The organism is Citreimonas sp. (assembly GCF_042096055.1).
In the GTDB taxonomy this organism is placed as follows: Bacteria; Pseudomonadota; Alphaproteobacteria; order Rhodobacterales; family Rhodobacteraceae; genus Citreimonas.
In genome coordinates, this window is the sequence record NZ_JBELMH010000075.1 from 8,460 (window position 1) to 16,208 (window position 7,749).

Sequence of the window (7,749 nt, forward strand, 5' to 3'; positions counted from 1 at the left end):
ACCCTGCCCGACAGCATCGCCTGGCTGCTGAACATCCGCGGCAGCGACATCGTGCGCAACCCGGTGCCGCACGCCTTCGCGATCCTGCACGCCGATGCGCGGGTGTCGCTGTTCGTCGACGAAGCCAAGCTGTCGGGCCTCGGCGATTACTTGGGCACCGCGGTCAGCGTGCATGCGCCCGAGGCCTTCGTCTCGGCCCTGCGCGCGCTCGACGGGCCGGTGCGGGTCGACCCGGCGTCTTGCCCCGTGGCGGTGGCCGAGGCGCTGCGCGACGCCCCGCTGGAGGGGCCGGACCCCTGCCTGCTGCCCAAGGCGCGCAAGAACGCGGCCGAGCTCGACGGCGCGCGCACGGCACACCGCCGCGACGGCGCGGCGATGGCGCGATTCCTGGCTTGGCTCGACGCCGAGGCGCCCGGCGATCTGACCGAGATCGCCGTGGTCAAGCGGCTCGAGGCCGAGCGCGTGGCGACCGGGTGCCTTCTGGACATCTCGTTCGAGACGATTTCGGGCAGCGGGCCGAACGGGGCGATCGTGCATTACCGGGTGAGCGAGGCGACGGACCGCAAGTTGCAGGCGGGCGAGCTGCTGCTGGTCGACAGCGGCGGCCAGTACCGCGACGGGACCACCGACATCACCCGCACCATGGCCGTGGGCCAGCCCGGCGCCGACGAGATCGCCGCCTTCACCCGCGTGCTGAAGGGCATGATCGCGGTGTCGCGGCTGCGCTTTCCGGCGGGGCTCGCAGGGCGCGACATCGACCCCTTCGCGCGCGCGGCGCTATGGCAGCAAGGCCTCGACTACGGCCACGGCACGGGCCACGGCGTCGGCGCCTACCTGTCGGTGCACGAGGGCCCGCAGCGCATCGCCCGCACCGGGACCGTCCCGCTGGAACCCGGCATGATCGTGTCGAACGAGCCGGGCTTCTACCGCGAGGGCGCCTTCGGCATCCGGATCGAGAACCTGATCGCGGTCGAGGAGGCCCCCGCCCTGCCCGGCCAGACCGTGCCGGCGATGCTGCGCTTCGAGACGCTGACGCTGGTGCCGATCGACCGGCGGCTGATCGACGCGGACCTGCTGACGCCGGACGAACGCGCCTGGCTGAACGCCTACCACGCGCGCGTCGCGGACGAGATCGGCCCGCTGCTGGAGGGTGCCGCGCAAGACTGGCTAAACCACGCCTGCCGGGCTATCTGAGGGGCATGCACGATCCCGGCCATTCCGCGCGGGACCGACCAACTGGAGCAGCCATGAGCATCATCTCGATCAAACCGGCGATCGGCACCTGGGTCGTCCGCGCCGGCGGCGCCGTGATCGCCGAATCCACGCGGGCGATGGAGTTGCGCGAGGACGGGCACGACCCGGTGATCTACTTCCCCCGCGAGGACGTGGCGATGGCGTTCCTCGACCGCACCGACCACAGCACGCATTGCCCGTTCAAGGGCGATGCCAGCTACTTCTCGATCATGTCGAAGTCGCGCACCTACAGCAACGCGGTCTGGAGCTACGAGCGCCCCAAGGACGACGCCGCCAGCATCGGCGAGCATCTCGCGTTCTACCAACAGGACGGCGTGACGGTAGAACAGGTCTGATCCTGCGCCGTCAGCTGTGCTCTTCCTTGGCGGTGGCGGCCAGCGCGCGGTTGTAGGCCTTCAGCGCGTCGACGTGGAACAGCGCGCCCTGCAGCACGGGCGTGCCGGCCTCGCCGTCCAGCGTCACCACGGGCATGTAGACCACGCCCGATTTCTCGAACCGCGGCAGCGCGGTCTCGAGCGTCGCCTCGGCCTGGATGTACAGCCCCTGCTCGATCATCCGGTGCAGCGCTTCCTCGTCGGCGGCGTGGGGGTGGTCGGGGCGGCGCATGACACCCTGCACCCGGAACATCGCCAGCAGGTAGGCCTGCGGCCCGGCGGCGAGGTGCACGTTGCGCCGCATCAGTTGCGTCAGGAAAAAGCTGCGGTTCACCAGCCTCGAGGCGAGCGCGGTGGACATCGACACCGACACCATGACCGCAAGGCCGGTCTGCCAGTCGCCCGTCAGCTCGAACACGATCAGCGTGGTCGAGATCGGCGCGCCCAGCACCGCGGCGGCGACCGCGCCCATGCCCGCCAGCGCGTAGAGCGTGAAGACGGAAGACACCTCGGGGAAGACGCCGGTGGCGATGTGCCCGAAGGCCAGCCCCGTCAGCGCGCCGATCATCAGCGAGGGCGAGAACACGCCGCCGCCCATGCGCCCGGCCATGGTGATCGCCAGCGCAAGGACCTTCATCATGGTGAAGACGATCGCCTCGTGCAGCAGCAGGTCGCCGGTCAGCGCGCGCGACGTGGTCTCGTACCCGACGCCCATGATGTGCGGAAAGGCGATCGCGATGCCGCCCAGGATCAGCCCCGCCAGCGCGGGGCGCAACCAGTAGGGCAGCGACAGGCGGCGCTGGATCACGGTGCCGGTGTCGTCGGCCCAGAAGATCGCGCGCATGGTCACCACCGCGACCAGCCCGCAGACCAGCCCCAGCAGGAAGAAGGCGGGAAGCTCCAGGTAGAACTCGACCGTGGTGGTGCCGGGCAGCACGAACTCGGTCACGTCGCCGTAGGTCAGCCGGTTGATGACGGTTCCGGCGGCGCTGGCCACCACGATGGGCGCGAAGGCGTGCAGCGCGAAGTGGCGCAGGATGACTTCGAGCGCGAAGAGCGCGCCGGCGATCGGCGCGTTGAAGCTGGCCGAGACCGCCGCCGCCACCGCGCAGCCCAGCAGGTCGCGCCCGGTCACGCCGTCGACTCGCAGCGTGTTGGCCACCCAGGACGAGATCATCGCCGCGATGTGCACCACCGGCCCCTCGCGCCCGGTCGAGCCGCCGGTCGACAGCGTGATCCACGAACACGCGGCCGAGGCGAGACCCGCCTTGTTGTCGACCCGCCCGTCATTCAGCGCCGCGCCCTCGACCACGTCGGCGACCGAGCGCACGCGCCCGTCGGGGGTGAAGAAATGCACGATCAGCCCGACGGCGATGCCGCCCGCGGTGGGCACGGCGAGGATCCAGTACCACGGCAGCGTCGCGGCCCAGCTGTGCAGGCTGCCCACGTCCGGCGTGTCGTAGACGAAGGTCTGCAGCAGCTCGATCGCGCCGCGGAAGAGGATCGCGGCGAAACCCGAGGCGATGCCGACCAGCAGAGCGATGAACCAGAACTGGATCTGCCCGGGGCCCTCGGTGCGCAGCAATTGCCAGCCGCGGCCGCATTGCTCGGCCGCCTGTCGCACCTGGTGGCCGAGAAGACTCAGCATCCCGCACTCCCCGTTTCGCGCGACTTTGCAGCCCCGCTTGCACCGGCTAAGCTGACACGCGGTCCCACCGGAGTCATGACATGCTAGTTCCTCACGCGGCCCAGGCGCTCGGCCAAGTCCTAGGCGAACGGCTGAGCCGAGCCAAGCCCGATCTGGACCAGCATGGACGCTCGGAATCCCATTTCCCGACCTGCCCGCCCGAGGCGGTGGCCTATCCCGAAAGCGCCGCCGAAGTCGCGAAGATCATGCAGATCTGCGCCGAGCATCGCTGCCCGGTGATCGGCTGGGGCGCCGGCACCTCGCTGGAAGGCCACGGCCTTGCCGTGTCGGGCGGCGTGGTGGTCGACTTCTCGCGCATGAACAAGGTGCTGGAAATCCGCCCCGCCGACATGGACGTGACCGTCCAGCCCGGCGTCACCCGCGAGGCGCTGAACGAGGAACTGCGCGCCACGGGCCTGTTCTTCCCGGTCGATCCCGGCGCCAACGCCTCGCTTGGGGGCATGGCGATGACGCGCGCCTCGGGCACCACCACCGTGCGCTACGGCTCGATGCGCGACAACGTGCTGGGCCTGCAGGTGGTGCTGGCCGACGGCCGCACGATCCGCACCGGCAGCCGCGCGCGCAAGACCGCCGCGGGCTACGATCTTACCGCGCTGATGGTCGGCTCCGAGGGTACGCTGGGCCTGGTGACCGAGTTGACGCTGAAGCTGCACGGCATCCCCGAGGCGACTAGCGCCGGCATCTGCGCCTTCCCCCGGATCGCCGACGCCGTGAACGCGGTGATCGACACGATCCAGATGGGCCTGCCGATGGCGCGGATCGAGTTCGTGGATTCCGCCACCGCGCGCGCCTTCAACGCCTATGCCGGCGTCGCGATGGCCGAGGCGCCGCACCTGCTGGTCGAATTCCACGGCAGCCCCGACGGCGTCGCGCAGGACGCCGCCCGCTTCGCCGAGATCGTCGCCGACCACGGCGGCTCGACCTTCGAATGGTCCTCGCGCCCCGAGGAACGCCGCGCGCTCTGGGCGATGCGGCACAACGCCTATTACGCGGTGCTCGCCTCGCGCCCCGGCGCGCGGGCGGTGGTGACCGACATCTGCGTGCCGATCTCGCGGCTTGCGCAGGCGGTCGAGGAGACGCAGGCCGACATCGCGGACGGTCCCATCCCCGGCCCGATCCTGGGCCACGTGGGCGACGGCAACTTCCACGCGATCCTGCTGATCGACCCCGACCAGCCGGCCGAGCACGAGGCGGCGATGACCCTGTCGCACCGCATGGCCGAACGCGCGCTGCGGCTGGGCGGCACCTGCACCGGCGAACACGGCGTGGGCCTGGGCAAGCGGCGCTACATGCAGGCGGAACACGGGCAGGGCTGGACCATCATGGGCAGCCTGAAACAGGCGCTCGACCCGATGGGCCTGCTCAACCCCGGCAAGGTCGTCCCCGACGCCTGAGCCGCACGCCCGCGCTTCTTTGGTCTGAAAATATCCCCGCCGGAGGCCCCCCGCCCGCGGCACGGCACCTCGCCGAAGGTCTACCCCGCCAGCAGCTTGCGCGCCGCCGCGCGCGCCTCGTCGGTCACCGTGTCGCCCGACAGCATGCGGGCGATCTCGCCCTCGCGGTCGGGGCTTTCCAGCGGCACCACGGTCGAGGTCGTGACCTCGCCGTCGACACGCTTCTCGACCCGCCAGTGATGCGCGCCCAGTGCCGCGACCTGCGGGGAATGCGTGACCACAAGCACCTGACCGTCCGCGGCCAGCGCCTGCAGGCGGCGCCCCACCGCGTCGGCTGTGGCCCCGCCCACACCGCGGTCGATCTCGTCGAAGATCATTGTGAGGCCCGCGTCGCGCTCTTGGCTCAGGCACACCTTCAGCGCCAGCAGGAAGCGCGACAGCTCGCCGCCCGAGGCGATCTTGTTGAGCGGCCCGGCCGGTGCGCCCGGGTTGGTGGCGACGGTGAAGGTGACGGTTTCGCGCCCTTCCGGTCCCGGCGCGGCGGGCTCCAGCCGCGTGGTGAAGACCGCGCGCTCCATCTTCAGCGGCACAAGCTCCGCCGACACCGCGCGGTCCAGCCGCGTGGCGGCGGCGGCGCGCGCCTCGCCCAGGGCGGCGGCCGCCGCGTCGTAGGCGGCGTCGGCCTTGGCCACGCCGCGGCGCAGCTCGTCCAGCCGCGCCTCGCCCGCGTCCAGCGCGGCCAGGCGTTCGGTCAGCGTCTCGGCCAGCGCGGGCAGGTCGTCGGCCAGCACGTGGTGCTTGCGCGCCAGCGCCCGGATCGCGAACAGCCGCTCCTCGGTCTCTTCCAGCTCGGCGGGGTTGAAGTCGAGCGCGTCGAGGCAATCCTCGACCCCGCGCGCGGCCTCGTCCAGTTCGGCCATGGCGCGAGCCAGCGCGGCGATCGGCTCGTCCAGGCGGCCGTCGGCGCGGTCGGCCGCGCCGTCCAGCCAGCGCAGCGCATCGGCCATGGCGCCCTCGGCCCCGTCGCCGCCCAAGGCCTGCCCGGCGCGGGCGATGTCCTCGCGGATCTTCTCGGCGCCCTGCATGGCGCGGCGGCGGGCGTCCAGCGCGTCCTCCTCGCCTGCCTCGGGGGTGAGCTTTTCCAGTTCGGCCACCGCATGGCGCAGGAAGTCCTCTTCCTCGCGCACGGCGGCCAGCTGCGCCTCGGCCTCGTCCAGCGCGCGGCGGGCATCGCTGCGCGCGCGCCAGGCGGCGCGGGTCGCGCGCAAGCCATCGTCGAGATCGCCGTAGAGGTCGAGGATCGCGCGATGCCCGCGCGGGTCCAGCAGGCCGCGGTCGTCGTGCTGGCCGTGCAATTCCACCAGCGTGTCCGACAGCCGCCGCAGCACCTCGCCCGAGGCACGGCGGTCGTTGACCCAGCCGGTCTTGCGCCCGTCGGCGGTGTTGACGCGGCGCAGGATCAGCTCATCGCCCTCGGGCAGGCCCGCCTCGGCCAGCACGGCGCGCGCCGCGTGGCCGGGGGCAAGATCGAACACCGCCGTCACCTCGCCCTGCTCGGCGCCCTGCCGCACCAGGTCGGCACGGCCGCGCCAGCCCAGCACGAAACCCAGAGAGTCGAGCAGGATCGACTTGCCCGCCCCGGTCTCGCCGGTCAGCACGTTGAGACCCGGCCGGAACGCAAGCTCCAGCCGGTCGATGATCAGCATGTCCCTGATTTCAAGCGCGCGCAGCATGTCCCGATGCCGGCCGGGCCGTTCGCGCCCGCCGCCCGATACGCGTGGATCGCAGGGCCGGGGATGGCTGCATCACAGCCACTCGCCCCGGATCATCTGCCGGTAGATCGCGCCCAGCCACGACCCGTCGAAGACCCGCGGCTCCAGCCCCTGCCCGGTCAGCAGCGCATAGCTGTCCTCGTACCACTCGGTCGACTGGTAGTTGTAGCCCAGGATCGCGCCGGCGGTCTGCGCCTCCTCGACGAGGCCCAGCGACAGGTAGCTTTCCACCAGCCGGTGCAGCGCCTCGGGGGTGTGGGTGGTGGTCTGGAAATCCTCGACGACCGTGCGGAAGCGGTTGATCGCCGCGCCGTAATGCTTGCGCTTGAGGTAGTAGCGCCCGACCTCCATCTCCTTGCCGGCGAGGTGGTCGAAGGCCAGGTCGAACTTCAGCATCGCCGAGCGCGCGTATTCGCTGTCTGGATAGCGCTCGATCACCGCGCGCAGCGATTGCAGCGCCTGGAACGTCAGGCCCTGGTCGCGGCCCACTTCCTCGATCTGGTCGTAGTAGCTGAGCGCCAGCAGGTACTGCGCATAGGCCGCGTCGTCGTCGGCGGGATAGAAGTCGATGTAGCGCTGCGCGGCCGAGCGCGATTCCTCGTAGGCGCGGTCCTGGTGGTGGGCGTAGGCCTGCATGATCAGCGCGCGCTTGGCGAGCTCGGAATACGGGTAGAGCCGCTCGACCTCGGAGAAGTAGAACGCCGCGTCCTCCTCGTCGTTCTGCTCCAGCTCGTACTCGCCGCGCTCGAAGATCTGCTGCGCCGTGAAGCTCTCGAGCGGCGCGCCGCCCGGACCGGTCTCGCGGTCCTGGAGTTCCTCGCATCCCGCCACGGCAAGCGCCGCAAGGGCTGCCACGATCCACGTGCTGCGCGATCTGCCCGCTGCCATGCCTACCCGTCCCGATGTTACCCTGCCGGCCGCATGGCGGCCCCGTTGGACCATGGCTCTAGCACAGAAAAATCCGGTGCAAAACGCCTTTGGACGGAATTCGCGGGCCGGCCGTCGCGGCACCGCCGCGGCGCTCAGGCGACCGCGGTGACGGCGTCGATACCGACGCCCGCGCCGGGCAGACGGGCCGCCGTGGCGGCGTCGCAGGGGCGCATGCGCCAGGCGCGCGGCGTGTCGAACAGGCGGCGCAGCAGGGCGTTGGTCATGGCGTGCCCGGCCTTGTGGCCGTCGTAGTGGCCGAGGATCGGCGCACCGGCCAGCGAAAGGTCGCCGAGCGCGTCGAGCATCTTGTGGCGCAC

At 71.3% G+C, this 7,749-nt stretch carries 7 protein-coding genes; 3 read left to right on the forward strand and 4 right to left on the reverse strand.

The window, feature by feature from the left end:
- Together ACFDTC_RS14485 and ACFDTC_RS14490 are read left to right on the forward strand one after the other, a co-directional pair.
- Positions 1-1,194, forward strand: a 1,194-nt coding sequence (locus ACFDTC_RS14485) for an aminopeptidase family protein P (protein ID WP_375259596.1), incomplete at its 5' end; no start/stop codon positions are given.
- Positions 1,195-1,247: 53 nt separating this feature from the next.
- Positions 1,248-1,589, forward strand: coding sequence for a DUF427 domain-containing protein (locus tag ACFDTC_RS14490; protein WP_375259597.1), 342 nt, complete (start codon positions 1,248-1,250; stop codon positions 1,587-1,589).
- 10 nt (positions 1,590-1,599) lie between these two features.
- Here ACFDTC_RS14490 and ACFDTC_RS14495 read toward each other — a convergent pair whose 3' ends face one another.
- Entirely contained in the window at positions 1,600-3,276 is a 1,677-nt protein-coding gene (locus tag ACFDTC_RS14495; protein WP_375259598.1) for a chloride channel protein, read from the reverse strand.
- Positions 3,277-3,356: 80 nt separating this feature from the next.
- Here ACFDTC_RS14495 and ACFDTC_RS14500 point away from each other — a divergent pair, with 80 nt between their 5' ends.
- The gene (locus ACFDTC_RS14500) at positions 3,357-4,730 is read left to right on the forward strand and encodes an FAD-binding oxidoreductase (protein ID WP_375259599.1); all 1,374 of its coding nucleotides are present in this window, start codon (positions 3,357-3,359) and stop codon (positions 4,728-4,730) included.
- A gap of 80 nt (positions 4,731-4,810) precedes the next feature.
- On the opposite strand, the gene recN is transcribed toward ACFDTC_RS14500, so the two are convergent.
- The 3 genes from recN to ACFDTC_RS14515 all read right to left on the reverse strand — a co-directional run.
- Positions 4,811-6,463 carry a DNA repair protein RecN gene (gene recN, locus ACFDTC_RS14505; RefSeq protein ID WP_375259600.1) on the reverse strand — a complete coding sequence of 551 codons (1,653 nt, stop codon included), beginning with the start codon at positions 6,461-6,463 and terminating at the stop codon, positions 4,811-4,813.
- A gap of 72 nt (positions 6,464-6,535) precedes the next feature.
- Positions 6,536-7,390, reverse strand: a complete 855-nt coding sequence (locus ACFDTC_RS14510; RefSeq protein WP_375259601.1) for an outer membrane protein assembly factor BamD — start codon at positions 7,388-7,390, stop codon at positions 6,536-6,538.
- A 134-nt stretch (positions 7,391-7,524) separates the two neighbouring features.
- The coding region (locus tag ACFDTC_RS14515; RefSeq protein ID WP_375259602.1) for a UDP-3-O-acyl-N-acetylglucosamine deacetylase at positions 7,525-7,749 on the reverse strand (225 nt) is incomplete at its 5' end.